The 22,005-nt window shown below is 55.5% G+C and carries 22 protein-coding genes; 8 read left to right on the top strand and 14 right to left on the bottom strand.

Annotation, left to right across the window (positions count from 1 at the left end; genetic code table 11):
- Positions 1–58 precede the first annotated feature (58 nt).
- From HNR64_RS11335 to HNR64_RS11310, 6 genes are read right to left on the bottom strand one after another with little or no spacing between them, the layout of a single operon-like run.
- A complete protein-coding gene (locus HNR64_RS11335) occupies positions 59–298 on the bottom strand; it encodes a DUF2933 domain-containing protein (RefSeq protein WP_062383549.1) in 240 nt (79 codons plus the stop codon).
- A complete protein-coding gene (locus HNR64_RS11330) occupies positions 295–2,631 on the bottom strand; it encodes a heavy metal translocating P-type ATPase (protein WP_204996569.1) in 2,337 nt (778 codons plus the stop codon). Before HNR64_RS11330 ends, HNR64_RS11335 begins: the two co-directional genes overlap by 4 nt.
- Before the next feature lie 22 nt (positions 2,632–2,653).
- On the bottom strand, positions 2,654–3,238 hold the full coding sequence (locus HNR64_RS11325) for a c-type cytochrome (protein WP_062383556.1): 585 nt from the start codon (positions 3,236–3,238) through the stop codon (positions 2,654–2,656).
- Positions 3,239–3,270: 32 nt separating this feature from the next.
- Positions 3,271–3,582 carry a hypothetical protein gene (locus HNR64_RS11320; RefSeq protein WP_204996568.1) on the bottom strand — a complete coding sequence of 104 codons (312 nt, stop codon included), beginning with the start codon at positions 3,580–3,582 and terminating at the stop codon, positions 3,271–3,273.
- A 41-nt stretch (positions 3,583–3,623) separates the two neighbouring features.
- Positions 3,624–4,469 carry a copper resistance protein B gene (locus HNR64_RS11315; protein ID WP_476749632.1) on the bottom strand — a complete coding sequence of 282 codons (846 nt, stop codon included), beginning with the start codon at positions 4,467–4,469 and terminating at the stop codon, positions 3,624–3,626.
- Positions 4,466–6,286: a copper resistance system multicopper oxidase gene (locus HNR64_RS11310; RefSeq protein WP_204996567.1), complete on the bottom strand. Its 1,821-nt coding sequence runs from the start codon at positions 6,284–6,286 to the stop codon at positions 4,466–4,468. Before HNR64_RS11310 ends, HNR64_RS11315 begins: the two co-directional genes overlap by 4 nt.
- Positions 6,287–6,579: 293 nt before the next feature.
- On the opposite strand from HNR64_RS11310, the gene HNR64_RS11305 reads away from it, so the two are divergent.
- From HNR64_RS11305 to HNR64_RS11290, 4 genes are all read left to right on the top strand, one after another.
- Positions 6,580–7,272 carry a heavy metal response regulator transcription factor gene (locus tag HNR64_RS11305; RefSeq protein ID WP_062383565.1) on the top strand — a complete coding sequence of 231 codons (693 nt, stop codon included), beginning with the start codon at positions 6,580–6,582 and terminating at the stop codon, positions 7,270–7,272.
- Complete coding sequence (locus HNR64_RS11300; protein ID WP_476749631.1) at positions 7,223–8,665, top strand: heavy metal sensor histidine kinase; 1,443 nt, start codon at positions 7,223–7,225, stop codon at positions 8,663–8,665. The genes HNR64_RS11305 and HNR64_RS11300 overlap by 50 nt, the downstream gene beginning before the upstream one ends.
- Before the next feature lie 2 nt (positions 8,666–8,667).
- Positions 8,668–9,420 carry a helix-turn-helix domain-containing protein gene (locus HNR64_RS11295; RefSeq protein WP_204996566.1) on the top strand — a complete coding sequence of 251 codons (753 nt, stop codon included), beginning with the start codon at positions 8,668–8,670 and terminating at the stop codon, positions 9,418–9,420.
- A gap of 72 nt (positions 9,421–9,492) precedes the next feature.
- A complete protein-coding gene (locus tag HNR64_RS11290; RefSeq protein WP_204996565.1) occupies positions 9,493–10,338 on the top strand; it encodes a sterol desaturase family protein in 846 nt (281 codons plus the stop codon).
- Between the two features lie 28 nt (positions 10,339–10,366).
- On the opposite strand, the gene HNR64_RS17380 is transcribed toward HNR64_RS11290, so the two are convergent.
- The 7 genes from HNR64_RS17380 to HNR64_RS11260 form a co-directional block, all read right to left on the bottom strand.
- Positions 10,367–10,615: a GDCCVxC domain-containing (seleno)protein gene (locus HNR64_RS17380; RefSeq protein WP_275587343.1), complete on the bottom strand. Its 249-nt coding sequence runs from the start codon at positions 10,613–10,615 to the stop codon at positions 10,367–10,369.
- Positions 10,612–10,899: a mercury resistance system periplasmic binding protein MerP gene (gene merP / locus HNR64_RS11285; RefSeq protein ID WP_204996564.1), complete on the bottom strand. Its 288-nt coding sequence runs from the start codon at positions 10,897–10,899 to the stop codon at positions 10,612–10,614. The genes HNR64_RS17380 and merP overlap by 4 nt, the downstream gene beginning before the upstream one ends.
- A gap of 14 nt (positions 10,900–10,913) precedes the next feature.
- A complete protein-coding gene (locus HNR64_RS11280) occupies positions 10,914–11,285 on the bottom strand; it encodes a mercuric transporter MerT family protein (RefSeq protein ID WP_204996563.1) in 372 nt (123 codons plus the stop codon).
- Between the two features lie 76 nt (positions 11,286–11,361).
- On the bottom strand, positions 11,362–11,760 hold the full coding sequence (gene merR / locus HNR64_RS11275) for a mercury resistance transcriptional regulator MerR (RefSeq protein WP_204996562.1): 399 nt from the start codon (positions 11,758–11,760) through the stop codon (positions 11,362–11,364).
- Positions 11,757–12,824 carry an ATP-binding protein gene (locus tag HNR64_RS11270; RefSeq protein ID WP_204996561.1) on the bottom strand — a complete coding sequence of 356 codons (1,068 nt, stop codon included), beginning with the start codon at positions 12,822–12,824 and terminating at the stop codon, positions 11,757–11,759. Before HNR64_RS11270 ends, merR begins: the two co-directional genes overlap by 4 nt.
- Positions 12,787–13,521 carry a tyrosine-type recombinase/integrase gene (locus HNR64_RS11265; RefSeq protein WP_204996560.1) on the bottom strand — a complete coding sequence of 245 codons (735 nt, stop codon included), beginning with the start codon at positions 13,519–13,521 and terminating at the stop codon, positions 12,787–12,789. Before HNR64_RS11265 ends, HNR64_RS11270 begins: the two co-directional genes overlap by 38 nt.
- A 204-nt stretch (positions 13,522–13,725) precedes the next feature.
- Positions 13,726–13,977 carry a helix-turn-helix domain-containing protein gene (locus tag HNR64_RS11260; protein ID WP_204996559.1) on the bottom strand — a complete coding sequence of 84 codons (252 nt, stop codon included), beginning with the start codon at positions 13,975–13,977 and terminating at the stop codon, positions 13,726–13,728.
- A gap of 58 nt (positions 13,978–14,035) precedes the next feature.
- Between HNR64_RS11260 and HNR64_RS11255 the strand changes: the two genes are divergently transcribed.
- Together HNR64_RS11255 and HNR64_RS11250 are read left to right on the top strand one after the other, a co-directional pair.
- On the top strand, positions 14,036–14,524 hold the full coding sequence (locus tag HNR64_RS11255) for a hypothetical protein (RefSeq protein WP_204996558.1): 489 nt from the start codon (positions 14,036–14,038) through the stop codon (positions 14,522–14,524).
- On the top strand, positions 14,521–15,912 hold the full coding sequence (locus HNR64_RS11250; RefSeq protein WP_204996557.1) for a DEAD/DEAH box helicase: 1,392 nt from the start codon (positions 14,521–14,523) through the stop codon (positions 15,910–15,912). Before HNR64_RS11255 ends, HNR64_RS11250 begins: the two co-directional genes overlap by 4 nt.
- Here the strand turns inward: HNR64_RS11250 and HNR64_RS11245 are convergent.
- On the bottom strand, positions 15,891–19,004 hold the full coding sequence (locus HNR64_RS11245; protein WP_204996556.1) for a Tn3 family transposase: 3,114 nt from the start codon (positions 19,002–19,004) through the stop codon (positions 15,891–15,893). The genes HNR64_RS11250 and HNR64_RS11245 overlap by 22 nt on opposite strands.
- 238 nt (positions 19,005–19,242) lie before the next feature.
- On the opposite strand from HNR64_RS11245, the gene HNR64_RS11240 reads away from it, so the two are divergent.
- A complete protein-coding gene (locus tag HNR64_RS11240) occupies positions 19,243–20,079 on the top strand; it encodes a SprT-like domain-containing protein (RefSeq protein WP_204996555.1) in 837 nt (278 codons plus the stop codon).
- 316 nt (positions 20,080–20,395) lie between these two features.
- A complete protein-coding gene (locus HNR64_RS11235) occupies positions 20,396–21,373 on the top strand; it encodes a hypothetical protein (protein WP_204996554.1) in 978 nt (325 codons plus the stop codon).
- The last annotated feature ends 632 nt before the right edge of the window (positions 21,374–22,005 follow it).

The raw sequence follows: 22,005 nt of genomic DNA, 5'->3' as shown, positions 1-22,005 counted from the left end.
CCTCCGAAGACAATTGAATAGAACATTAAGTAATGGATGACAAGGTAACGAGCAGACTTCAGTCGTGCAGGCGAAGCGCCTTGTATCTTTCCTTTTCCTGCGACTGCACGCCGTGATGACCATGGCCGTGATGCATGAATAGGTGCATGAAAGGACAGGCAAGCAGGATTGCATAGGGCAAAAACGCCAACAGGTGCTCACGATGTTCGACCAGCAGGAAATAACTCGCCGCCGCGATCAGCCCGAGTGCCGCCAAGCCCCTGGTGCTGAGCCAGAAGCTTCCGCTGGGCTTGTTCATGCTTCACCTCCTATAGTCCTGGTGAGACGCAGCCGCAGCGCGTTGCCTACCACCGACACCGAACTCAGGCTCATGGCCAGCGCGGCGATCAGCGGTGACAGCAGCCACCCCGTCAGTGGATACAAAACGCCGGCGGCGATGGGCACGCCCATGGCGTTGTAGAGGAAAGCGAACAACAGGTTCTGGCGCATGTTGCCTACCGTATCGACCGAGATTTGCCGGGCAATGGCGATGCCACGCAGGTCGCCTTTCACCAGGGTTAACTGCGCCGTACTCATGGCAACATCAGTGCCCGTGCCCATGGCGATCCCGACATCGGCGCGGGCCAGGGCCGGAGCGTCATTGATGCCGTCGCCAGCCATGGCCACCTTGTGACCCTTGGCTTGCAGGCGAGCCACAAGGTCATCCTTATCCTTGGGGCGTACCTCACCGTATACCTCGTCGATGCCCAGTTCGCGCGCGACAGATTTCGCCGTGGTCAAGCCATCGCCCGTGGCCATCACCAGGCGCAAGCCGCTGGCCCTGAGTTCGCTGATGGCTTGTGGCGTGGAGGCTTTGATGGGGTCGGCGACCGCGAGCAAGCCAGCCAGCAGGCCGTCAACGGCCAGATAGATCACGCTGGCGCCTCTGCTGCGCAGTATTTCCGCCTCATCGGCCACGACGCGCCACTCGACCTGCTGTTCCTCCATCAAGGCGGTATTGCCCAGGGCGACAGGGTGGTTTTCCACCTTGCCACGCACGCCAATCCCGGAAGCCGACTCAAAATCAACCGCAGGACTCAAATTCAGTCCCCGCTTGTGCGCCTCGGCCACAATCGCCTGCGCCAACGGGTGCTCACTGCCCTGGTCCAGGCTGGCCGCCAAGCGTAAAACCTCATTGGGTGCGAGTCTGCCCGCCGAGATCACCGCATGGAAAGCGGGACGCCCCTCGGTCAGCGTGCCGGTTTTGTCGACGATCAGGGTATCCACCTGGCGCAAATGTTCGATGGCAGCCGCGTCTTTGAACAGCACACCTCGGGTAGCGGCGTTGCCAGTGGCCACCATGACCGACATGGGCGTCGCCAGGCCCAGCGCGCAAGGACAGGCGATGATCAACACCGCTACCGCGTTGATCAACCCGAACGCCCAGCTCGGCTCGGGTCCGAACAGCCCCCAAAGCACCAGCGTGGCGAGCGCGATCACCATCACTACCAGCACGAAATACCCCGCGACCACGTCCGCCATGCGTTGCATGGGAGCACGGGAACGCTGGGCATTGGAGACTAATTGCACGATCTGGGCGAGCACGGTGGCCGAGCCAACCTTTTCGGCCCGCATGATCAGCGCGCCGCTGGTATTGATCGAGGCGCCGATCAGCGCATCTCCGGGTCGTTTGCTCACCGGCATGGGCTCGCCGGTGAGCATGGATTCATCGATGGCACTTTCACCTTCCAGCACCTGACCGTCCACGGGAACCTTCTCGCCGGGCCTGACACGCAAGCGATCACCAGGATGGACATGGGTCAGTGGAATATCTTCCTCGGTGCCATCGTCGCGGATATGCCGCGCGGTCTTGGGCGCCAGACCCAACAGAGCGCGAATGGCGGCACCGGTCTCCGAGCGGGCCTTCAGCTCCAGCACCTGACCGAGCAAGGTCAGCGAAATGATCACGGCCGCGGCCTCGAAATACACCGCCACTTGGCCATCGAGACGGAACGAAGCCGGGAAAATGCCGGGGGCGACGGTTGCAATAACGCTGTACAGATAAGCCGCGCCGGTACCGGTACCGATCAAAGTCCACATATTGGGCGAACGCCGCTTGAGTGACTGGAACCAGCGGACAAAGAAAGGCCAGCCGGACCAGAGCACCACCGGAGTGGCCAGCGCCAGCTCCACCCAGGGTCGCGCCGCTCCCGGAAAGTGGTCAAAAGCCCCGCCCGACATGGCGATCAGGGTTACCATCAGGGTCAATGGCAAGGTGTACCAAAAACGACGCCTGAAATCCGCGAGTTCCGGATTGTCTCCGGCGTCGGCGCTGGGCATCACCGGTTCCAGCGCCATGCCGCACTTCGGGCAGGTGCCCGGACCCAATTGCCTCACTTCCGGGTGCATAGGACAACTGTACTCGGTGTTGGCATCGCCCTCGGGGGGTTCGGACCCTGTAAGATAGCGCTGTGGGTTATCCATGAATTTGCTTCGGCAATGCGTGCTGCAAAAGGAGTACAGCCGGCCCTGAAACTCGACCTTGTGGAAGGATGTCTTCTTGACCGCCATGCCGCACACGGGGTCGGTCAATTCAGTGCTGTTGGACTCGCCGCGCTGACGGGCTTGGTGTCTGTGATTGGCATGCGACATGGGTATCCTCCTGAAGCCAGCCTTAATGGTGCCCGGCGTCATCCGCGCCGCGCGCGGTCAGGATCTGGTATTGCTGCGGCGACAGCTCGGGTAGGCGCTGCAGGAACGCCACCATGTTCCAGATGCGCTGATCGTCATGACCCGGCCCCCAGGCCGGCATCCCGGAAGCCTTGATGCCATGTTTAATAATCCAGAATTGTCGCTTAATGGCCTCGTCATCATTATCAGTGTCACCGGCATGCTCATGCCCATGCCTATCACCCGTCAGTGTTAGATTGGGCGGCGCGGGATACAGCCCCAGGGTAAAATCACTTTCGGTCTTGCCCGGTTTGAGATGGCAGCCGGTGCACATGTCGTTGTAGTCGGCGCCGCCTGCCAGCAAGCGCTCGGACGAATTCAGGTCGGTCGGCACCTCGATGTCGTTTGATGCGCGGGCGATGGATCGCTCGCGCAGGGTTTCCAGCGCCCAATAAGTCAAGTCGTTGTGATGGTCATCGGCTCCCATCGGATAGAGACCCGAATAGAGGAACCCCACACCGGTCACAGCCGCCACGCCTGCCGCAACGGCGAGGCATTTAAAGCAGGATAAAAACTTAAAGGACGTCATGTTATCTCCTCAGGAATGGCTACCCGTTATTTTTAGTGTTGGTGTTTGGCCGGCTTTTTTTCATCGGCTTTCTCGTCATGGTTACCGTGACCGGTTTGGCCTTTGTCCCCATGCGCTTCATGCGATCCTTCTTCATCCTTGTGCATGGCCTTCATGCATTTTTTCATCATGGCCTGCATGACCGGATCTTTCATGTCCATTTTGGAATGATCCATGTCTTTCATGGCCGCACAGTCCGGCGCCTGCGCCTCCTTCATGTGCTCCTTGGGATCGTGGGCCTGGGCTGACAGGGCAAGCAATAATGCCGGCAGGGCGACGAAATAGCTGAGTGATTGGCGTTTCATAATGTGACTCCTAGGTTGTGTTAAAAACATAAGTCGTTTGATTAAAACCAGAACCGGATCCCGGCGACGTACCGGGTATCCTTGGTGGCATCGCCGTTGGCCCGCGCCTGATCGGCGGTGGCGCCAAAGGTGCCGTTCCACTCGATACCGACATAGGGCGCGAACTGGCGTGAAAACTCGTAGCGCAATCGCAGTCCCAGGGCGACATCGGACAAACCGCTACCCAGTCCGTTAACCGCATCGTCTTTGCCATAGGCGGTCAGTTCAGCCCGAGGCTGTAAAATCAGGCGCTGGGTGAGTAGCAATTCGTATTCCGCTTCCAACGACAGAGCTGTACGTCCGCCCTCGCCCAGGTAGGCGGTCAGATCCAGTTCAAACCAGTAGGGGGCAAGGCCCTGAATACCGAACGCGAGCCACTCGCGGCCCGTGCCTTCATCGTATTGATCAAGACGAACGCCCAGCTGGGTGTCGAAATAGGCATTGAGTGCGTGGCCCCAGAGCAGATCAGTCTGACTTTCCGCCAGGCGCCCGTCCACGGCATCGCCTTCGAGCTTGATCACCAAGCGGTCATAGGTGGTGCCATACCAGCCCTGCAGGTCAAAGGTCGTGACGTCATTATCGGCGTCGTATTCGAGGCGATTGCCCAGCAGCGACCAGAATCGATGCTCATCGGCCAGTTTCAGTTGCCGTGGACCCGGCAGCGCATAGGGGCCTTCCGTCAGCGTGTAGCCATCGGAATATGCGTGAGGATCGCGACCATCGACCGTTGTGGCACTTGCCTCCATTTGCATAGCGCTGTGATCCATCTGCGCCAAGGCTGTAGATGCCTGAAATGCGCTGACAGCTAAAACTAGGTTGGTTAAGGGTTTCATTAAAATCCGTTTCATGACACCACCACCTCGCGGAACATGCCCGCGTCCATATGAAACAGCAAATGGCAATGCCAGGCCCAGCGGCCCAGATCGTGAGGTGTTGTCAAAAAACTGATGCGTTGTGCAGGCTGCACGGGAATTGTATGGCGCCGAACCCGCAATTCGCCCTGATCTGTTTCCAGTTCGCTCCACATGCCGTGCAAGTGCATGGGGTGCGTCATCATGGTGTCGTTTTGTAAAATGATTCTCACGCGTTCGTTATGACGTAAGGAGACTGGAGTGCTTTTGCCGAATTCAAGCCCGTCGAAAGACCAGCTATAGCGTTCCATATTGCCGGTGAGGTGTAGTTCCAGCTCTCTCGCTGGCGGGCGGCGGTCATCCAGTACACCATCGATGGATTTCAGGTCGGCCAGCGTCAGCACGCGGTGTCCCTGTGGGCGCAGTCCACGCTGGCTTAAGTTTCGCAGGCCAATACCGGGGTCGTCGAGATTGGTACTTGGCGTATCCACCCGTTGGTCAACCGAAGCCCCGTATTCGGTTCGGGCGTGGCGTATGGTAGATGAAGGTTTGGCAAGCGGGTTGTCAGAACCCTGCTGCATGCCGTGCATACTGTGGTCCATGGCCATACCGCCGGACATTTGGGAATGATCCATCTTGGTTTGGCCCATGGAGTCCATTTTCATCATGTCGTGGCCCATGGCGCCACCACCCATTGCTCCCATCATATCCTTCATGGTTAACCACTCGGGCGAATCGGGTTCTGGCACAGGCGCTGTTAAACCTTGCCGCACACTCAGGGTGCCGCGAGCGTAACCGCTGCGTTCCATGCTCTGGGCGAAGATCGTATAAGCGTCGTCCTGAGGCTCGACCATGACATCGTAGGTTTCGCCGGGGCCAAATCGGAATTCATCCACAGTGACCGGCTCGACATCCTGGCCATCTGCTTGGATTACCGTTAACTTCAAACCAGGAATGCGAACATCATAAAAGCTGTTGCTGGCGGCATTGATAAACCGCAGCCGTACGCGATCACCGCGCTGGAACAAGCCGTTCCAGTTGCCTGCCGGGGTGGTACCGTTCATCAGGAAGGTAAAGGTGGCTGCCGATAAATCGGCTAAATCGGTCGGACTCATCCGCATCTGATTCCACATCTGGCGTTTTTCCAGCGCCGCCTGTAATCCCATCTTTGAGACATCGTCAGTGAAATCGAAAAAGGTGGACTGATTGAAGTTATAGACATCGCTTTGAACTTTCAGTTTGCTGAGGGCGCGCATCGGGTCTTCATCGGTCCAGTCAGAAAGCTCCACCACATAATCCTGGTCAGCACGATGTTTTTCTTCACGTGGTTCAATGATCAAGGCGCCGTACATCCCCGTCATTTCCTGAAAGGCAGAGTGGCTATGGTACCAATAGGTGCCGCTCTGTTGTAACTTGAAACGGTAAACAAAGGTTTCTCCCGGCGCGATGCCTTTGAAACTGATGCCCGGTACACCATCCATTTGATAGGGCAGCAGTATTCCGTGCCAATGAATAGAAGTGTCGACAGGTAAACGATTAGTGACGCGAATGGTGACGTCATCGCCTTCACGCAATCGTAGCGTTGGTGCCGGGATGGAACCGTTGATGGTGGTGGCCATGCGCGTGACGCCAGTGAAATTGACGGGAGTTTCGGCGATCACTAGATCGATTTCTCGGCCGCTGAGTACTGGTGCTGAGCCCAGCGCGGTCGCACCTTTTACAGCCGCCTGCAACCAGGCCGGTGTGGCGGCCAGCACGCCACCGGCTGCAAGGCCCTGTACGAAGCGACGGCGTGTCGCACTATACGTTTTCATAAATACTCCAATTCAACGATATCGTTTTTCATAACCTTGCCTTCGATCACATCAACCGTGGCGAAGTGCTTGTTGATGATACTGTCGTTTTCGAGTCACGCCCGATCTGACAGGCCGGCAACAGCGACCGGAATGCCGACTGCATCAACATAAGTAATGCCTAGTGTAATCAAGTTAACTGGCCCCCCCTGTCAGCCAGATGACCCAAACATTACATTAATGTAATCTGTGTGTAATCTTGCTATGGGGAATAACCCGTTAGGTTGAAACAAAATGTGGAGGGCGAGACATAGATGCGACTACTCGTGGTCGAGGACGAAATCAAAACAGGCGACTATTTGCGCCAAGGACTGGCTGAAGCTGGATTTCAGGTTAGTCTGGTGCGCAATGGTCTCGATGGCCACCATCTGGCGATGACCGAGTCCTTCGACTTGATCGTGCTGGATGTCATGCTGCCCGACGTGGATGGCTGGCGCATTGTGCAGTCGCTGCGTGAAGCGGGACGTCAGACACCGGTATTGTTCCTTACCGCGCGCGACCGCGTGGATGACCGAGTCAAGGGGCTGGAGCTGGGCGCCGATGATTACCTGGTAAAACCCTTCGCCTTTGCCGAGTTGCTGGCACGGGTGCGCACCCTGTTGCGAAGGGGCTCGGCACCGCCTCTGTCGGATCAGCTCAAGGTGGCCGATCTCGTTCTGGATCTACCCAGGCACCGGGTCACGCGCGCCGGCCGAAAAATCAATCTCAGCCACAAGGAATTCTGCCTGCTGGAACTGCTGGTGCGCCGTCAGGGTGAGGTGTTGCCGCGTTCGCTGATCGCCTCGCAGGTCTGGGACATGAATTTTGATTCCGACACCAACGTGATCGACGTGGCCATCCGTCGATTGCGCGCCAAAATCGACGACGACTTCGAGCCCAGGCTGATCCACACGGTGCGTGGTATGGGTTACAAGCTCGATGTGGAAGCTGAAGATGATGGCGACTGAGCGGCGTCCGCTTTCGCTAACCGCCAGGGTCATGGTCTTTGTCGCGTTGGCCATCGGCATCAGCCTGGTATTGATCGGCAATCTGGTGCTCGGTGCCGTCGAGCGCCATTTCGCCGAGCAGGACGCGGACGAGTTGGTCGTGATCAACCAGGCGGTAGCGCAGACCCTGCAAAGGGTGGATGATCCGCTCCGGTTACCGGTGGCGTTGTCGCAGGCGGTGTCGGGACACCACGGTGTTTATTTTCAGGTGTGGAATGGCCGTGGCCAGTTGGTGTTCGCTACACCGGGGGCTGACTTCGCGCAGGCTATAGTAGCTTTTTCCCCCGTTAAGCGGATCCATGCCGATAACCTGGCTACTTGGCACTTTGACGGAAATGCCTATCGGGGTGTCGTCACACGGTTTGTCAGCGACAGCCGGGAATATCGCATTGCCACGGCGATCGGCATGGACTTCCACCTGCATTTTCTGCAAGGGTTTCGCCGCAGTCTCTGGATTATCATGTTGCTTACTGGCGGTGTGACTTTGCTAGCGGCGTGGTTTGGGGTACACCAGGGACACGCGCCTTTACGCGGTCTCTCGGACGAGATGCGCAGTATTCAGGCCGACCGATTGCATATGCGACTTGATTTTCGCAGCATGCCCCTGGAGCTACGGGACCTGGCCTCCGCCTTTAATCAGATGATTGAGCGACTGGAAGACAGCTTCACGCGGCTGTCGCATTTCTCGGCGGATATTGCCCACGAACTACGAACCCCGCTGACCAATCTCATCACCCAGACTCAAGTGGCGTTGGGCAGGGCCAGAACACTGGACGAATATCGTGAGCTCCTGTACTCCAATCTGGAAGAGCAAGAACGCCTGGCCAAGATGGTTAACGACATGCTCTGGCTGGCCAAGAGCGACCACGGCCTGCTCAAACCGGTGCAGGTAACGCTGGATCTGGCCACCGAGGTCAGGGAGCTGTTCGACTTCTTCGGGGCGCTGGCGGAGGAAAAACATATCACCCTGTCTTTGGAGGGTCAGGCACCGGGGGTAATGGGTGATCGCGCCATGCTACGCAGGGCCATCTCCAACCTGCTGTCGAACGCCATTCGGCACACCCCGGCGGGCAAATGGATAAAGGTTCGATTGAGTAAAGCGGAGAATGACTCAGTATCGCTGAGTGTGATCAACCCCGACTCCGAAATTCCTGCACAGCACCTGCCAAGCGTGTTTGATCGCTTTTACCGCGCCGATCCTTCCAGATCGCGCCAGAGTGAGGGTGCCGGACTCGGATTGGCCATCGTTCGTTCCATTGTTGAGGCCCATGGTGGTCGTGTCGAGGCAAGCTCCGACCGGCACGCCACCAGCTTCACCCTGTTTCTGCCCGTCCCGGAAGAGCGAAGCGCCTGAGCATGAGCGTGTCCAGCAAAACACGCCAGGCCCAATCGTGGCGAGGTGAGGTGGCCATGGTGCCGGGGCTCATCGCCTTTCGGGGTGAAGCTGGCGATAACAAGCCCCACAAACATTGGGCGCATCAGATTGTTGTGGGTCTGGGCAACCCGGTTGAGGTGCGCGTTGGCCATGCGAGTTATACCGGGGCGAGTCTATTGATCCCTGCGGGTACAATCCATCAGTTACAAACTGCCAGGGTGTTGTGCCTCTATGCCGATCCGACCCACAATGCCTGTAAAACCCTGCTCCCCCAGACGATGGCACAAAACATTTCCATTATTGAGATTGACGGCACGCGGCAACTCATCCAGTTAAGCAGCGCAGACGATCTGCAAGCTGCGCTTGAGGATTTTCGGAAAGCCTGCACCTGTGGCGACGTATCTGGCCTGGATAATCGGTTCCAACAGGTGGTGGAAGCGTTGCGATCCGAGTTAATGCTTGGACGGGAACCTTCCCGTACCGGCTTGGCTGAACTTGCCCACCTCTCATCGAGCCGATTCTCTCGCTGGTTCAGCGAGCAAGCCGGCTTGCCGTTCAGGAGCTACAAGAAGTGGCTGAAGCTACTGCTGGCATTCGAACTCACCCAAAGCAGGTCGCTCACGGATGCCGCAATAACGGCAGGTTTTTCCGATCAAGCCCACTTTTGCCGTGCCGCGATGGAAGCGTTTGGCGTCAACCCTGCAACAATTAAACAGCTACTTTCGGAAAAATAGCTCTTTCGTTCAATTGTGCATTGCCTATTCATTGCAAAATGAGCGTTCTATGATGTTTGAGAGGTTTCCGGAATGAGTGCAATTCGATGGTTAATCAAGCTATTTTATCTGCCGGTTTTTCTGTTGGCCGGTAATGGCATTGCTATATACCTTGTAGGGTCAGGATACGCTGATGCCTGGTTGGCTTTATTACTATCCGGATTTGTGGGTCTGTCGTTCATTTGCGAAAAGGTTGTTCCCTATGACCCCACGTTCAATCTATCCCAACAGGATCAAGGCACAGACTTTATTCATGCCATCGTCAACGAATCACTCAATATACTTGGGCTTTTCATGCTTCCACTGGTTGGTCAGGCGTTTTCGCTGATAGACCTTTGGCCATCCAGCCTGCCGCTACCGTTACAACTGGTCGTGGCGATCTTGATTGCCGATATGGGTATTACCCTGGCTCATTTCGCCAGTCACCGATTCCATAACCTGTGGAAACTGCACGCCGTCCATCACAGCGCAAAGCGCTTGTATGGTTTTAATGGTCTGATGAAGCATCCACTGCACCAGTTAATCGAAACCGTAGCGGGAACCATGCCGCTGCTTTTGATGGGTGTGCCGCACGACATCATGCTGTTGCTGGTGGTGGCGGTAGTGCTCCAGCTACTTTTGCAACACTCCAACGTGGCGTATTTTTCAGGGCCGCTAAAGTACATTCTGGCGATCAACAGTGTGCACCGATTTCATCATCTGAACACTGCCAAGGAAGGCGATGTGAACTTTGGGCTGTTTACCACTTTGACGGACAGGATACTGGGAACAGCCTATTTTGACTCTTCCCGAAAAATTGCCATAAAAGATCTTGGCATTTCCTCGGAGCCCGATTATCCAAAGCATTATGCGAGTCAGTTGCTCCATCCTTTTAAGTGACAGAGCAGTATCATCCGGTTCGATTAAGTCAGTCCGATCCATTCATCGGGCTACCACAGCAGCGAGTCATCGTTTTGGTATCGGCCTGAATCGGTGGGCAAGGAACTGAACCGTAAGAGCAGTAAACGCAGCAGTCACCCGCTTTGGGTTTCAACAAGGTATGACACTGTTCGCACTCGTAGAACCATTGGCAGACGTCGGTCGGCATAGTTTCCGTTTTTTTATTGCCACATTCCGGACAGGTCAATTCCGACTGTAAAATAACATTTGAAGTCATGGCTTTCCCGTTTCCACTAGGGTTGATGAATATCCGGCGTTGGTTGTCGCTTCAATTAGTTTCTCTGCGCTGGTCTGGGTATCCTCGAAAGTCACCACAGCCTGCTTGTGTTCATAGCTGACCTCGGCTTTGGCCACGCCATCAACCCGTTTAAGGGCTTTCTTGACCGTGATCGGACACATGGCGCAGTTCATGGTTGGCAGATCAAGGGTGATGGTCTGAGGTTTGGCCCAGCTGGACAGACTGGTGATGGCGAGTACAAGGGCTATTGTGATTTTGTGCATGATTTACTCTGGTGCTATTCAATGTCTGAGGCAATCAATGGGATCCAGTAGGTACTGGTAACAAGGACCAGCGCAATGATGCCTGTGATCCAGAAAATGATCTGTCGCCGCTTGCGCGTTTGCGGTATGGCGCAAGCGGTACCCGGTTCGCACGCTTCTATCGGGCGATGGACTTTCCAGCCCGCCCAACCAAAAAACAACAACACAATGGCAATAAAGATCGGACGATAAGGCTCCAGCAATGTCAGGTTACCGATCCAGGCACCGCTGATCCCCAGCGTCAGTAACACAAATGGACCGACACAGCAGAGGCCAGCGCCGATGGCCGCCATTACTCCACCGATAAGGGGCAGATTTGGATGGGTGAGTTTGTCATTTGCCGGCATGGCTGCTCCAAGCGATCATATCTATAGAGCTAGTATAAATGCCGTACTCAGGTACGGAGTCAATTCCAATTGATGATTACCCTGAATTGGGTTGCAAAGACTCCACTATCGGACAAGCTACGTTTTCGGGATTGATACGGCACTGGGTCACCATCTCCGCCAGCATTTGCTCCAGACGGCGAAGATCGTTGATTTTTGCCCGCACACTGGCCAGTTTACCTTCGGCCAATTCCTGGACTTCCGTGCAATGCGAGTCACCCAGTAATAGCAGGTTGTCGATTTCTTCCAGGGTAAAGCCCAGTTCCTGAGCGCGTTTGATGAATAAAATCCGGGAGAGAGTTGCCTTAGGGTAGGTCCGATATCCCTGCACCGGTTTGGCAGGTTGTGCGATCAACCCACGGCGTTCGTAGTAGCGGATGGTTTCGACGTTGACTTCAGCCGCTTTGGCTAACTGGCCAATGGTGTAGTCCGTCATGACCAGAGCGCTCCCAGCGGGACAGCAAAGAGATTGTCACCAAAAGCCGTCGTATGGTCGCCATCGTAGAGCAGGACACCGATTTTGAAGCGCTCGCCAGCCACACTTTGAAAACGCTTCAAGCCGGTAAAATCTTTGGCACTCAAGGTCGCAGCTGCTTTGACTTCGATCGCGAAACAGTCGCCTATGGCATTCTCGATGATCACATCGACCTCCACCTTGTCCTTGTCCCGGTAGTGGTAGAAATTCAATGGCTCCTCGATCCAAACGGCCTGCTTACGCAATTCGTTATAAACGAAGGATTCCAACAGCAAGCCGAAATCACCGGGCTGCTTCAGCAGACGTTCCCGGTTCAGGCCACGAACCGCACACATCATACCGGTATCAATGGAGTGCAGTTTGGGCGTTTTCACCAACCGTTTATATTCCTTGGAATGCCAGGCCGGTAATTGTTCCACCAGAAACAACTGCTCCAGCAACGCCATGTATTTTTTAATGGTCAGTCGATCCAGCCCAAGTTTAGCGCCCAGTTCGGTCAGGTTAACCAGTTTCCCCGCATAAAAGGCGGTGAGTTTGAGTAACTTGGCCATTAGCTCCGGATGATCGATGTGGGTTAGATCACGAATATCCCGCTGGATCAATGTACTGACGTACTGTTGATACCAAGCGGTGCTACGCCGCTCATTGGCACGTTGCAGAGGGTCGGGGAAACACCCCGTAATCAACCGTTGCAGTAGATGATCCCGCACACGAATGTCCTGAGCCGAAGGCGCTTCCTGGTTCAGTAGTTTGCTTAAAAAGCTGGGGGGTCGTCCATGGATCTCGCATTCGGAAAGCGTTGTCAGGCGAACCGACTCCATTCGGCCGGCCAGGGAATCTGATAGCCGGGGCAATAACAAGGCATTGGCGGAACCCGTCAGAAGAAAGCGACCTGCCGTGCGTTGTTCATCCACAGCCTGCTTAATGGAGACGAACAGTTCAGGCAGGCGCTGAACTTCATCGAGCGCAATTCGTTTCGGTGGCAGATTAGTGGAAATCCACCCCGTCCAAAAAATGCCCGCCATCGGCGGTGAGCACATTGGTGTAGATTTCCGTGCTTTCAATCGATTTGTGCCCCAGAAGCTGACTCACGATCTTCAGCGGCCGTCCATGCAGTAGCAAGTGAATCGCAAAACTGTGCCGAAAGGTCTTACAACTAATGTTTATAGGTGCGCCCCCTACTCTCTCCACCAGATCATGGATATGTCGGTTCACCGTCTGGCGCGCCATCGTGAAAATGCGTTCGTCTTTCCGAAAATGCCCCGCGTACAAGTAGCTCTGCACCCGGTCAATCAACATCGGATCCACGATGGGAATGGCCCGCTTGGGGCTGCGGGCGAGCTGAGTGTTGGTCGGCCGCCCCGGCCGTTGCTTTAAGGTGCGCAGCACCACCATGAAATCGTAGCCGTCATCCACAAAATGACTGGGCGTGAGGGCCAAGACTTCGGAGATGCGGGCCCCCGTCGTCCACATCAGGTCGAGGATCAGGCGATAGGTTGGGTGTTTTTCGGCGTCGAGCAGGCCGAGGATTTCGGGTTTGAGGAGATAGGCGGGCATGGCCTCGACGGTGTCGAGCACCATCTCGCGCTTGGCGATAAGGCGCTTCCAGTCGATCTGGACATGCTGGATGGGGAACGTATCGAGGCGTGGCTCGTTCGGGTAGAAGAGCCGTTTGGGCCGGGGCGCCGGAAATGCCCCGCCGCTGTCCTGAATCCGTACCATTTCACCAATATTCCTGGTGCACATTCGTCCCTGTTATACGCCCCGTTTTTGGCCTGTGCAAGCCCGAATATTCGGCAAAGAAAGGGAAAACCAGGAGGGTTCCAGAATAGGGGGAACGGGTGCAAAACACGAAAAATCAGCCGAAAACGCAAAACACCGGGCAAGCGCCCCCCGGCCCGAACGTAGCGATTGTGACAAGGGGAATTAGCGGCGCCGCTGGTGCGCGCGAATAAGGATCTCAAGCCCTTCATGGGGATCGAACCCCAGACCCAGGCAATAGTCGACGAATTCGGCGACATCGATGCGCCGGCGGTTTTGTTCAAGCTTACCGATCACACTGTGGTGACGCCCGACACGCTCCCCCGCCTGACGCAGCGTCAAGCCTTTGGCCTCGCGCTGGGCTTTGAGCCAGACGCGCAGCGCGTTGTAGTCTTGTGTGTACGGAGAGTGTCTCATTGTCGCGATAGTAGAGACGCGCTACAATGTCGCGAAATTCGAGACAAGCTGTTGTTATATGACGTCCTCCCCGCGCATTGAGCCCACCCTCCTCCGCCTGCTGACCGCCCGTGACGGCACGCCCTTTACCCGCGACACCTTGCTGGCCGAGTACCGGGCGCTCAGCCACGAGCACGGTCGCACCGGCCGCGCATCCTGGCAGTTCATCGACCGCAATATCCGGCGCCTGGCACGTGCCGGTGTGCTGACGGCCCTGCCGGGCGCCCCCGACCAGCCGCCGCGGTACCGCCTGGCGGCGTCGCTGCCGGAAACGCCAGCGTCGGACACCTTGACCGTCCTCCGCCAGAAGCTGCAACGCCAACGGGTAGAGCTGCTGTCCACGATCGGGGAAACTGAGGCCTACGATGAAATCTGCACGGATCTGCCCACGCTGCAGCCGAGCGTGCAAGCCCAATACAACGAGGCCAAGGATCGGAGCCTGAAATTGCTGGGGCGTATCCGCGCCCTGGAGACGCTGATCGCCACGCAAAGCAGCAGTGCGGCATGAGACTGCGCGACTGGCAACGGGCGTGCCTGCATCAGGCCGAAGCGCAGTACCGTCAAGGACAGCGCCATTTTCTGTGTCTGGCCACCCCGGGTGCCGGCAAAACCCATTTCGCCGCCACGTTGGCCGCGACCTTGCTGGAAGCCGATCTCGTGGATTTGGTCATCGGCTTTGCGCCGTCGGTGATTGTGGCGGACGACATTCAGGCCGCGCTCGCCGCACAAACCGGCGCCCGCTTTGACGGCCGTCTCGGTGCCCGCGGCTTGACCCTGACCTACCAGTCGATGCTGACGCAGCCGAAGTCGTTCTGGTCGCTGTTTCAGACCGAGCGGGTGTTCGCCATCTTCGACGAAATCCATCACTGCGCCGGTCAAGAGCTCGCGGATGCGAATGCCTGGGGTGCCCCGCTGATCGCCAATCTCCAGGAACAGGCAGCGTATACCTTGGCCCTGACCGGCACCCCTTGGCGCTCCGACCAGCGGCCCATTGCGCTGGCCCGCTACGGGACCGGCAGCGTAACCTGCGACTACCGCTATGGCCTGGATCGGGCGATTGCCGATGGTGTGTGCCGCGTCCCCCAACTGACCCTGATCGACAATGACACTATCCGGGTGCAGCGCGATGGCCATACGGCGCACTTTGACGGCCTCAAAGCGCTGGTCGACAGCGACGCCTGCCGTTATGAGGATATCCTGCGCTCCGAGGCACTCATCACCTACAGTCTGCGCCAGGCCACCCGCAAGCTTGACAACCTGCGCCGACACGATCCTCGCGCTGGCGGCCTGGTCGTCGCGAGCAGTGTCGATCATGCACAGCAGATTGCAGGGATTCTATTGCGGGAATTCGGTGTGCAGGCCGCGGTGGCTACCTACCAGGAACGTGACCCGCTGACGACGATTCGCCAGTTCAAGGACAGCGAGACGCCCTGGATTGTCAGCGTCGGTATGATCAGCGAGGGCACGAACGTGCCCCGGCTCCGGGTGTGCTGCCACCTGACCCGGGTGAAAACCGAGCTGTACTTCCGCCAGGTGCTGGGCCGCATTCTCCGCGCCAACGGGATACGCCGCGAGAAAGCCTATTTCTATATGCCGGCCGAACCGACCCTGGTCGAGTATGCCGAGCGGCTCATCGAGGACATCCCCGGCAATCCACCCGTAATTCGCGACCGCCTGCCGGCCCAGGTGACCGTCCGAGCCCGGGATACCGCTGTGAGCTCCTCAACCGACCAGGGCGCGGACCTGCCCGAGGTTACGGTGGACCTCGATGCCAGCGGGTATGAGAGTCGCACTTCAGCGCCGTCTAATCTGTCGGTCGCGTACGACACCTGTGTTCACTGGTCGACGCGTTTTCACAGCCAGATTCTGGCGATTCACGGCCTGTCCCACTCCTGAAGCCGCTCCTCAATGGTTCGTTCCGGCGGTTTTACCTCCAGTTTCTGAATGCGCTTCAGCGGAAACCGTTTGGTGATTTTGGGCGGTCGACGAAAATCGTATTTACCCTGAAAGTCGACGTGGCGCCACGTCAGTACTGACCCTCGGCCAATTTCTTCGACCATGGCCTCGTAGGCGCCGGGATCCTCTTTTTGAAGGGCAACCAGCTGGGTGGACAGGGTCAGATAGTTCCAGAGAATGATCGCGTTCTGGATCACCGATCGTGCCAGCGTGTACTTTTCCTGTTCTTCCTTAGCGCCCACCTGGAACTCGCTCTTACGATCCCAAAATACGGCATCGTGGAACTTGTTCGACAGTTCAACGAGATTCAACTGCTTCTGGACGCGCTGACGAAGCCGCAAGTCATCATAATAGGTTACGAGGTATTGGCTTTTGGGAATGCGCCCGAAAGCCTTCAGGCACTTATACAACGGGTGGTCACTGCTGTATGAATTGAGACGGGCGAATAGCTGGGAGGCGGTGCTCACCCCGAGGCGGATGGTGCAGACAAAACGAAGCATGTCATCCCAGTGCTCGCGAATCGTTGTGACATCGACTTTGTTGCGCGGCAACAGTCGGTAGCCTCGCTGTTCGTAATATGCTTTGCCCTGAAAGTCGTAGAGCCCCTGCTCTTCGATACGCTTAATGCGCGGAGCAAAGGAAATACCCAGAAAATGGGTTAGTCCAAACAGGGCTTCGGTATAGCCGTGCGTGTCGGTGGCGTGGACACGATTTAAGGCGGCCGTGTTGTGCACCAGGCCATCGAGTACATAGGCGGCTTCGCGTTCGGTCGCGCTGAATACCGTTGAGTGAAACAGGCTCTGCTTCTCATCCACAAAACTGTAGACCGCCACGCCACTTTCTTTGCCGAAATACTTGAATGAATACTTGGCATGTAACGATTCGGGCGCGACCGTCACCTTTTTGCCGTCACTGCTGGAATACAATCGGTCGTCCTCCACCTTATAGACCCGGCTCAGCGCAACCTCATCGATGACATCAGTCAGAGATTTATTGGCCTTGCGAAGGTTGTCGGTCGACATCCGCCAGTTGACGAATTCAAGCAACTCGTTGGCATTGATACCCAGTGATAGCCGGCCCATTTTGTGCGGACCAATATTGCAGCCCAAGGCCATCAGCGCCGCATAGGCAGTTTGCGGGTTCGCTGCTTGCGTGACATGACGCTGACTGTGATGGGTTAACTGTCCAAGGAAGGGATAATGGTGTTCGACCTCACGCAGAATCTGCAAGATCGAAACGTTTCCCGACTCTCTCAGGCGTTCGGCAATATATTTGTGTGTCGGCGTTTCCAGTGCCGGCGTTTGAACACCAAAACGGCCTCCAGGTTTTGGTCGTAAATACCCGTTGTTCCCCAAGGCAATGCGCTCATTCACAGCGATATAAGTCTTGTTCAACTTGGTTTTCAGGCGCGCAAGATGTGTCTCACAATCCGCATACTCCAGCAGTCCAGCCTGCCTGAGCAGATCCATACGCTGACTCTGCCAGCGTTGAGCATCAATCAAATAACTATGCAGACTGCGGAAGTTAAACCCATACGCCAGATTGAGTTTCCCTCCCTTGATGGCTTTCATCATGTGAACAAAGAGCAAGGCCACCACAAGGTGCTCGCGCAAGCCGTCCGTGGTGGTGACCGCTGCCTGCTCCTTTCGGGTTAAAAATGTGAGCGGAACCGGTTTGTGTTGCTGATAAGCCTGGACCGCCGCCAACAAACGAGATTCGCTGTGCTCTTCTTCGAAGGTCAACAACTTCACCGTACGCCGGAGCTTACGATCCAGCGCCAAGGCGCCCTCTTCCAAGGTGTCATAGTATTGGTATTGCTCCTGGGCTCGACGTAAATACTCCGAGGCCAAATTCGCCTTGCCGCTGACTTCATCATCCTCAAAATCGAGGGTCGTCAGGGCGAGATTTCGGACCAGCTCATTCTTCTGTATCGGTGTCATACTCTCGTCTTCCATAATACGGAGGATCTCACTGGCGAAGTCCATCAAGCGTTGCTGTGAACTCACAATATCGCTGAGAATCGGGGCGTGTTTGGCCTGCTCATCAAAGACACGCTCCCTGGCCATTTTGAGTGCCTTGTTATGGGCGGTTTTGACCACCGCCAGGAAAGATTTCATGGCATGATCCTGGCGCTGAAAAAACTGGAATTTGACAAAGGCTAATAGGTATAAGCAGGTTTTATTTGGATTGCGGAACTGCCCCAATTGGCTCGTTCTGGCTTTGATGACCCATTTGGCGTAATGGGTTAAGGCCTGGTCGGTAAGGCCCAGCGCTTCGATCACCGATAAATTCCCGAGGTATAACTCTTGAAGATCCTCAAGGCGCTGAGCATTTTTGCTCAGTGATTTCGCTTTCACGGCCTGATCAATCGATTTGGATTCACTGAGCAACGTCGCTCGGTGACTACCCGCCTCCAGTAAATCAAGCAACGCAGATTTGCGTTGTGGGTTCAGGTGCGTCGCGACCACGGCAATGAGCCGGTCTTCCTCCTGCTGAAAGGTACTACCAATCAACCCCTCCAGTGTCTGCATGGGAGGCAAGACAATTCCCCGCTCAATACAGAAAGTTACCAGTGCACCTAGGGCGTCCGTTTTACTCATCTGCCGGTTGGCATAGATCTGAGCCTGTTCGCGCAACCTTTCTTCAGCCTCTAGGTCGAAGGCGATATACCCTTCCAAACGCATAATTTCCTGTCGGTGGCGAGTCGAGGTCGCCCCCACCATTGCATCGCGCAGGGATTGGAGGTCTTCTTTTGAGTTGCCCTTTAGGTCATGGAAGCGGTGATGACCGATAAGAAAGTGGACGTCTTTCGCCGGATAGGCATCCGGTTCATAAAAACGGAAACGCGCGCGGAAATAGCCGTATTGGAGAAGGAAGTTGAGCCGGCTAATAGACGTCCGTAACTTTCTGTAATACGGCCTTGCGTTAGGTGGTATCTCAAAAAAAGAACGACGGTCGGGTGCAGTTATTTTGGGGGGGCGATCATACTCCCTTATTTCTTTGGCGGGTGCGATCGATAGCAAGGTGGACATCGATTTGGCTTCCTTGTAAGTTCATCACCAGTACTCGCCCTAAGTGCATTAACTGGTCAAGAAATAACCAAAAACTGTATCGTACGATACAGTTTTTGGTTATTTTATGATCACTTATGATTTAATATCCGTCAGGGCATTTAGTTCATAAATCGCGCTCATATTACTGATTTATAACGCATAAACAGGATATATCGCACCATTCCGAAATCGCTGGGTTTTGTGGGATAATCGTACTATGAACGAAATAAACGTCAGTCGTACGCCACCCTCCCAAGCGCTGTATCAGGCTCTCTTGACGGCGTATAACCACTTCAATGACACCCTTTTTAGCGGGGCTTTACCTCCCGTTATTTTTACGGTTCAGCGCCAAAAGGACCTGCTCGGTTATTTTGCCCCTGAGCGCTGGGCCTCTCCGGATGGCGAGCGTTGCCACGAAATCGCGATTAATCCCACCCACATGGGGCAATCCCGCGTTATCGAGGTGCTCCAGACCTTGGTCCACGAAATGGTCCATTGCTGGCAACATTGCCATGGGTCGCCTGGGCGCGGCAGTTACCACAACAAAGAATGGGCCTATAAAATGATCGAAGTTGGCTTGCACCCCTCCTCAACAGGCGAACCCGGCGGTGACATTGTGGGGCAGCATATGAGCGATTATCCGATTGAGAACGGACTGTTTATGCTGGCATGTCACTCACTCGTGAGAGAACAGTCCTTCACTCTCCCCTGGATCTACCGCTTAAAGGCGCGCAACGCGGAATCGACCAATACTGATGACGGTGAACTCACCACGCCTGGGGAAGCGCTCCCCGCGCCGGCCCTGACAGCGGCGCACTCCCCCGGAAAAGGCGAGGATTTCCAACTTAGGCAACTAGAAGCGCGTGAGCCCGAATCCTACCTCTATGCGACCTATAGTGAGCTTCTGCCTAACGACACTTTTTATAGTCCCCCGCTTTCAAAAACCAAACGGAAAACGACCTATCAGTGCCCAAGCTGCTTGACAAAAGTATGGGGGAAGCCCGAGCTCAACATAGCCTGTCAGGACTGCAACTGCCTGTTTACATCCGCATGAAAACGCCGGAATTGCAAACCTAAGTCACCACTTCTCATGTTGCGATTCCATCGTGCTACAGCACATTGTTGCTCGTCCCATTGGTAACTTCCCTCGAATTTATTTCTGCTCTCCTAAAGCGTCATGGAGTCGACGCGGCTCCCTACCCTGTGTGACCTACAGATTAATTCAGCTACGATGAATACCGTTAGTAGTCTTTACGAAGCATTTGGTACACAGTTACCTTGAACATAGTTCTTATAAATCAATCTGTTAAAGATTTTCAATCGCGTTTCGCAGAACTCTGTGAAACATCGAAAATAGTGAGCATTAAAATATGGGGAACCAGAGGGAAACAGCACGCTCTATTGCAAGCAGGCTCTATGCACAGACCATCAAACACCGGATGGGCGACATCTCATTCGGGAAAATCGAGCGGGAGCTCTTAAGTACTCAGGAATATTCCGATCCAGAATTCTGGGTGCACTACCCACGCAAGTTCTACCGGTACGCAAAAGGGGCGCCAATAAGCCTCAAGCGCAGTAAGAAAATGGTGGAGACCATTGAAGCGATATTGCCTGGCACAAGGCGCATCCTTGAGCATCCGCTTTGGCTGGTCTTGGCCAACCCGGAAGCCTCACTGGGAGAACTGGATTCGTACACAGGGACATTGGATCCGGCATTGATCGAGCGTCTAAAAGAGACCGATAAAGTCACGGGCAATCGGACATGGCGAAAATGGACGGACCGTAGTCAGCTTTATCGAATCAGCATGTTGAATAATATGGACGCCCTGGCAGCATTATTAATCCTTATCCGGGTCTGCGAAATCAAAAATTGGATTCATCCGTACATTGAGGCCAAATGGACCGTCATGTATTTGATATCCAGACTCGCCAGCTTCCGTCCCTTTATGTTCATAGCGGAAGAATTTTACCACCATATATATGAAGGATTTATCCTGAAAAATTCACCTTTGCCCGAAAAACTTACAATACCTGCAGTTCAATATTTCCCCGCATACTTTTCGTCACCGCCAAATTTCCATACCATTTTCGGGGAAATACAGGTGAACACCGGAATCGTTTGGCATGCTGCCCAACTCGGCCTTGTCGAAGAGAACGAACGGGAGCAAATGATGTTTCTATTTTGGGTGCTGCACTTTTTTGATCGCACAACTATCGACAATCAGTTGAAAGAACTAACACAGGCACCAGCTTCATTTGATGAACTTCCTGAGCCGCTAAGCACTTTGATGGAAAATTTTAGGGGTGACAGCCGACGATATCTTCCGCGTCAAACCTTCTTAGGCTAAACGAGACTAAACAGCCAGCGTTCACCAAACACAGAAGAATTAGCAGAACTGTTCGGAGCAGGTATATTGCCGCTAGAAAACCTGTGCTCAAGTGCACCAGGATACTCAATAGGCCGATCCATCCAAGGATCGACGGTTGTCCGAAAGCACCATGTGCAACATCGCCGCCGCGGCGATGAGCCTGTCCTCGGTGTCGGTGATCAGCAACGCGCTGCGGTTGGCGTGCGGAGTTATAGGCCAGGGTCCTACCTCCGGGTATTGACTCGACAACAGCCGGTATTGAAGTTCGGGATGCGAGCGGCTATCGTAAACCCGTGAAATTGCAAATTGCCAAATTGTTATTGATAGCATTCGTATCCGGCGGCCTGGTGGCAGGCCCGACCGCGATGGCGTGGTCCATGCCGTCGGTCAATCAAGCTGGCGATTGCGCTCTTTGCCGGACTGATTCATCCCACCAGCAAGACTCAACAGCCGTTACGGCGCCCTGCTCTATGCCGGCTTGTGGCGCTGTCGCGGCCATCAACAGTGCTGACCCTGCGAGTACACTCCGCACTCGCGACGTACCCGATTTTCTGTTGGGCGTACTTCACGGCCGACTCCTGCCCGGGCCCGATCCCTTCCCTCCACGTCAC

It is taken from the genome of Spongiibacter marinus (genome assembly GCF_016906995.1).
Lineage (GTDB): Bacteria > Pseudomonadota > Gammaproteobacteria > Pseudomonadales > Spongiibacteraceae > Spongiibacter > Spongiibacter marinus.
This window is presented reverse-complemented; position numbering and strand designations above follow the sequence as displayed.

Bases quoted from the DNA above. Each gene is read 5' to 3' on its own strand.
- HNR64_RS11335 (WP_062383549.1), bottom strand. From the start codon at position 298: ATGAACAAGCCCAGCGGAAGCTTCTGGCTCAGCACCAGGGGCTTGGCG.
- HNR64_RS11330 (WP_204996569.1), bottom strand. From the start codon at position 2,631: ATGTCGCATGCCAATCACAGACACCAAGCCCGTCAGCGCGGCGAGTCC.
- HNR64_RS11325 (WP_062383556.1), bottom strand. From the start codon at position 3,238: ATGACGTCCTTTAAGTTTTTATCCTGCTTTAAATGCCTCGCCGTTGCG.
- HNR64_RS11320 (WP_204996568.1), bottom strand. From the start codon at position 3,582: ATGAAACGCCAATCACTCAGCTATTTCGTCGCCCTGCCGGCATTATTG.
- HNR64_RS11315 (WP_476749632.1), bottom strand. From the start codon at position 4,469: ATGAAACGGATTTTAATGAAACCCTTAACCAACCTAGTTTTAGCTGTC.
- HNR64_RS11310 (WP_204996567.1), bottom strand. From the start codon at position 6,286: ATGAAAACGTATAGTGCGACACGCCGTCGCTTCGTACAGGGCCTTGCA.
- HNR64_RS11305 (WP_062383565.1), top strand. From the start codon at position 6,580: ATGCGACTACTCGTGGTCGAGGACGAAATCAAAACAGGCGACTATTTG.
- HNR64_RS11295 (WP_204996566.1), top strand. From the start codon at position 8,668: ATGAGCGTGTCCAGCAAAACACGCCAGGCCCAATCGTGGCGAGGTGAG.
- HNR64_RS11290 (WP_204996565.1), top strand. From the start codon at position 9,493: ATGAGTGCAATTCGATGGTTAATCAAGCTATTTTATCTGCCGGTTTTT.
- HNR64_RS17380 (WP_275587343.1), bottom strand. From the start codon at position 10,615: ATGACTTCAAATGTTATTTTACAGTCGGAATTGACCTGTCCGGAATGT.
- merP (WP_204996564.1), bottom strand. From the start codon at position 10,899: ATGCACAAAATCACAATAGCCCTTGTACTCGCCATCACCAGTCTGTCC.
- HNR64_RS11280 (WP_204996563.1), bottom strand. From the start codon at position 11,285: ATGCCGGCAAATGACAAACTCACCCATCCAAATCTGCCCCTTATCGGT.
- merR (WP_204996562.1), bottom strand. From the start codon at position 11,760: ATGACGGACTACACCATTGGCCAGTTAGCCAAAGCGGCTGAAGTCAAC.
- HNR64_RS11270 (WP_204996561.1), bottom strand. From the start codon at position 12,824: ATGGCGGGCATTTTTTGGACGGGGTGGATTTCCACTAATCTGCCACCG.
- HNR64_RS11265 (WP_204996560.1), bottom strand. From the start codon at position 13,521: ATGGTACGGATTCAGGACAGCGGCGGGGCATTTCCGGCGCCCCGGCCC.
- HNR64_RS11260 (WP_204996559.1), bottom strand. From the start codon at position 13,977: ATGAGACACTCTCCGTACACACAAGACTACAACGCGCTGCGCGTCTGG.
- HNR64_RS11255 (WP_204996558.1), top strand. From the start codon at position 14,036: ATGACGTCCTCCCCGCGCATTGAGCCCACCCTCCTCCGCCTGCTGACC.
- HNR64_RS11250 (WP_204996557.1), top strand. From the start codon at position 14,521: ATGAGACTGCGCGACTGGCAACGGGCGTGCCTGCATCAGGCCGAAGCG.
- HNR64_RS11245 (WP_204996556.1), bottom strand. From the start codon at position 19,004: ATGTCCACCTTGCTATCGATCGCACCCGCCAAAGAAATAAGGGAGTAT.
- HNR64_RS11240 (WP_204996555.1), top strand. From the start codon at position 19,243: ATGAACGAAATAAACGTCAGTCGTACGCCACCCTCCCAAGCGCTGTAT.
- HNR64_RS11235 (WP_204996554.1), top strand. From the start codon at position 20,396: ATGGGGAACCAGAGGGAAACAGCACGCTCTATTGCAAGCAGGCTCTAT.